General features: G+C 59.6%; 4 protein-coding genes. All 4 read left to right on the top strand.

What is annotated here, in order from left to right; all coding sequences use genetic code 11:
• On the top strand, positions 1-368 hold a 368-nt coding region (locus tag GXP39_13990), incomplete at its 5' end, for a hypothetical protein (GenBank protein ID NOZ29144.1).
• A gap of 168 nt (positions 369-536) precedes the next feature.
• Positions 537-815, top strand: coding sequence for an acyl carrier protein (locus tag GXP39_13985; GenBank protein ID NOZ29143.1), 279 nt, complete (start codon positions 537-539; stop codon positions 813-815).
• A 234-nt stretch (positions 816-1,049) separates the two neighbouring features.
• Complete coding sequence (locus GXP39_13980; GenBank protein ID NOZ29142.1) at positions 1,050-2,567, top strand: AMP-binding protein; 1,518 nt, start codon at positions 1,050-1,052, stop codon at positions 2,565-2,567.
• Positions 2,568-2,577: 10 nt separating this feature from the next.
• Positions 2,578-3,144 (top strand): asparagine synthetase B (locus GXP39_13975; protein NOZ29141.1); only part of this gene is annotated, 567 nt, incomplete at its 3' end.

Here is a 3,144-nt window from a genome sequence, read left to right as displayed (position 1 = left end):
GCAGCGAGGTGACCACAATCGCCGATCGTCCCAAGCTGGACATCTGCTACACGCTGGATACCTCCGATGTCACCTGCGTCACCATCCAGCGCGGGACCGACGGAGACGTGTACGACGCCTACATCTGGCAGGCAAACCCCACCTACAACGGCGGAACCTCGGACACGCTCTGGACCGGCCTCCTTTACGGTGGTGAGAAATACTCGCTCCTGCAGTTCGACTTCGCAGGCGCCCCACCGACGGCTGTGAACCTCTCCACCTTCACGGCCAACGCCTCTACCTCACAGCCATGGGCCGCCATCGCCGTGCTCGCGGTGGGCATCATCCTCCTCGGCGGTACGATCACAGCGCGCCGACGACGAAGCTAATCGTGCTCAACCATGCCCGGAGCGGTCAGACATCCGGCCGCTCCGGGCACAGAGCCCAGAGGGTCAATCCGCTGATACCGGATCCCCTCCCCAGCTCGATCTCGAACGGGGATCCACGATCGGAGCCGAGATCACAAGAAATCTGATTTGATAAATGGGTGCATGATTATGCCATCTGTAGAAGAGAAGATACGCTCTTACATCGCCGAGAACATCCTCTTTAGCGACAACGGATACACTTACCCGGACGACACGTCGTTTTTGGAGGAGGGAATCGTCGACTCGATGAATGTGTTGGAGTTGATCATGTTCGTCGAGGAAGTCTTCCACATCACCGTGGAAGATGAGGAGATCACCCCCGACAACTTCGATTCCGTCAGTAAGCTCGCCGCGTACGTCCGGCGTAAGATGCCTCTCTCCTGCGAAACGGCCGAGCCAGCAACGTAATCCTTCCTCCCGTTACGCCACCAACCACGTGGTGGCACCATTTCGGAACGAGCTCCCTATCATCACCGCGCCATCTCCTGGGGAGGCCCGGAGGGATGAGCCTCTTTCGGACCGGAATGGCAGGATCAGGTAAACGGGTTCTCCAAGACATGAAAAGAGCCCTCCGAACCTCCCCGGTTCCCGGCGCAAGCGCCCCTCCTCAGTCCATAATGAGCACAAAGCCACTGAATACATATGCTTGTACAAGAATTCTTGGAACGTAGTGCCGATCGCCTGCCCCACAAGGTCGCCCTGGTGTGCGAAGGGCAACGCCTGACCTACGCGGAGATCGAGGCGATGGCCAACCGGCTGGCCCATGCGCTGATGGACCAGGGGATCCAGCGCGGCCAGCGCGTGGTCCTGCATTTAATCGAACTCGTCGTCGGCATCTTCGCCGTGCTGAAGGCCGGCGGGGTCTTCGTCGTCGTCAATTACTCCACCAAATTTCACAAACTGGCCTACATCCTCCAGAACTGCCAGGCCAGCGCGCTGATCACTACAGGACAGCGGGCGGATCTCGCGAGTCGCCTCATGGGCGAAGTCCCATCCATTCAGGCGGCCATCCTCAGCCGAACATCGGGCCATGAATCCCTTCCTGCTCGCTGCCTCTCCTACGAGGCCATCCAACAGGCATACTCCTCCAGCCGCCCGCCACACGTGAACATCGATCTCGACCTGGCCTGCCTGATCTACACCTCCGGTAGCACGGGCGATCCGAAAGGGGTCATGTCCGACCACAGCAACGTCGTGTTCGCCGCGAGCTCTATCATCCAGTATCTGGAAAACGTCGAAGATGACATCATCATCAATGTGCTGCCCCTCTCGTTCGACTATGGGCTGTATCAGCTCCTGATGGCCTTCAAATTCGGCGGGACGCTGGTCCTGGAGAGGGGATTCGCATATCCGGCCGCCGTGCTCAAGCGCATGGAAAAGGAGCGGGTGACGGGCTTCCCCGGCGTGCCCACCGTCTTTGCCGTGCTCTTGCGTATGGACCTGAGCCAGTATGACCTGTCCAGCCTTCGCTACCTGACGAATACGGGAGCCGCCCTGCCTCCTAGCCACATCAGACAGCTCCAGGAGCGGTTTCCCCAAGCGAAGCTCTACTCCATGTACGGGCTAACGGAGACGAAGCGCACGCTTTACCTGCCACCCGATCAGCTGAACAAACGGCCCGATTCGGTGGGGATCCCCATCCCCGGGACCGAGGTTTGGATCGAAGACGAAGAGGGGAACCGTCTGGGCCCCGGCCAGGTCGGCGAACTGGTCGTCCGGGGAAGACACGTGATGCGCGGGTACTGGGGAGATCCGGAGGCGACAGCCGAGCGATTCCGCCCCGGTCCCCTCCCGGGCGAGCGCGTATGCTACACAGGCGACCTTTTCCGAATGGACGAAGAGGGCTTCTTCTACTTCATCGGCCGTAAGGACGACATCATCAAGAGCCGTGGGGAGAAGGTATCCCCCAAAGAGGTCGAAAACGTCTTGTATAGCCTCGAAGGGGTCAAGGAGGCGGCCGTGATCGGCGTGCCGGATCCCATTCTGGGCCAGGCGATCAAAGCGTTCATCGTTCCAGACGATGAGAGTCTGACCCCTGCCGATGTGCTGGCTCACTGTCGAGCACATCTGGAGGACTTCATGATCCCGAAGTACGTCGAGTTCCGGGAAGGATTGCCCAAGACCTCTTCGGGTAAGATCAAGAAGACTGGGCTGGTGTGAGCGTATAGGCATGTGCGGGATCATCGGCGTACTCAATCTGACAGATCGTCCCCCGGTGGATCCAGATGTGCTGTGCCGGATGCTGGCCACGATCCGACATCGTGGCCCCGATGAATTCGGCATCTATCGGGATCCGTGGATCGGGATGGGCAGCGCCCGTTTGAGCATCATCGACCTTGCCAGCGGCCAGCAGCCCATCGCCAATGAGGATGGGTCGCTGTGGATCGTCTTCAACGGGGAGATCTACAACTACATTGAGTTACGCTCACAGCTGGAAGAGCAGGGACATCGGTTTGCCACGAATACGGATACAGAGGTTCTCCTTCATTTATATGAGGATCTGGGCCCTGAATGTCTGCACCAGCTGAACGGCCAGTTCGCCATCGCCATCTGGAACGAGCGAGAGCACACCCTTTTCCTCGCCCGCGATCGCCTGGGCATTCGCCCGCTGTTCTACACGATACAGGACGGGCGTCTGATATTCGGCTCCGAGATCAAGGCGCTGTTGGCCCATCCGGACACGAGCGCCGAGATCGCCCCCTCCTCTCTGGAGCAGGTGTTCACCTTCTGGAGCACG

This window comes from Chloroflexota bacterium (assembly GCA_013152435.1).
Classification (GTDB): Bacteria; Chloroflexota; Anaerolineae; order DUEN01; family DUEN01; genus DUEN01.
This window is presented reverse-complemented; position numbering and strand designations above follow the sequence as displayed.

What these genes read in the sequence shown, in the direction of transcription:
- GXP39_13985 (NOZ29143.1), top strand. Translation starts at nt 537, where the DNA reads ATGCCATCTGTAGAAGAGAAGATACGCTCTTACATCGCCGAGAACATC.
- GXP39_13980 (NOZ29142.1), top strand. Translation starts at nt 1,050, where the DNA reads ATGCTTGTACAAGAATTCTTGGAACGTAGTGCCGATCGCCTGCCCCAC.